The organism is Methanomassiliicoccales archaeon, assembly GCA_014361295.1.
Taxonomy (GTDB): domain Archaea; phylum Thermoplasmatota; class Thermoplasmata; order Methanomassiliicoccales; family JACIVX01; genus JACIVX01.
Map to the genome: position 1 here is coordinate 1 of JACIVX010000099.1, position 950 is coordinate 950.

Genomic DNA, 950 nt, shown 5'->3' on the forward strand with positions numbered 1-950 from the left:
GTAGGTGATGGGCGGAAGCTTGGGAATCTCCTGGTAACCGGGAAGGACTTGGCCATCAAGGCCTGGTGGCAACGAGGAAAGACGTTCTGGCCGGTCATCGAAGAGGACGATGCGCCAGGGCGTAGCCTCCCGGGCCAGGCGAGCCAAAAGCAGCCCCACATGCCCCGCTCCGAACACCGCCAAAAACGGAGCGGGCCGGAGGACCTCGTAAAAGAGCGTGGCCTTTCCCCCGCAAAGCATGCCCAAATTTCGGAGCTCATGGGACTCCAAAAAAGTGTGCGGCCCCTCCCGAAGAAGGGATAAAGCCTTGTTAATGGCATGGTGTTCCAAAGCTCCTCCGCCCACCGTGCCTTCTGTGCGGCCGTCGGAGAAGACTAGCATTTTCGCCCCGGCCTCTCGCGGCGCAGCTCCATCCACGGCCACCACCGTGACCAAAACCGCTTCCTCCCCTTTTTCCAGAGCCTCCGCCGCCCGCCGCAGGATTTCGTGACTCACCCCAGCAAATATACCATACCTTCTGCTTACCCCCAAACGTGTTGACGAAAGAACCTCAGCCATTTAGGTTTTGCGCGGGGTTTTATGAGCAAAAACAAATACGCGTTCTTTAGTGGAGAAATCCGGCCCATTTCCGAGGCGAAGATCTCGGTGATGACCTCGGCCCTGAACTACGGGACTGGGGTGTTCGAGGGAATCCGGGCATTCTGGAACTCTGAGGAGGAAGAGCTCTTTGTCTTCCGCATGGCCGACCACTACGCCCGGCTTTTGCGGAACGCCAAGATCCTCCTCATCGACCTCCCTTACACCGTGGAGGACCTTTGTCGCATTACCGTGGAGCTTCTGCGTCGGGAAGGGTTCCGTGAGGACGTGTACATCCGGCCCATCGCCTTCAAATCCAGCGAGGAGATTGGGGTCCGGCTGCATAATCTTGAAAGCGAGCTCGCCATTTTCGC

2 protein-coding genes are annotated in these 950 nt (G+C 58.4%); one reads left to right on the top strand and one right to left on the bottom strand.

Annotated features, from left to right (window positions below):
• Positions 1-558, bottom strand: a 558-nt coding sequence (locus H5T41_11370; protein MBC7109358.1) for a hypothetical protein, incomplete at its 3' end; no start/stop codon positions are given.
• 21 nt (positions 559-579) lie between these two features.
• On the opposite strand from H5T41_11370, the gene H5T41_11375 reads away from it, so the two are divergent.
• Positions 580-950: aminotransferase class IV (locus H5T41_11375; GenBank protein ID MBC7109359.1), on the top strand; the 371-nt coding region annotated here is incomplete at its 3' end.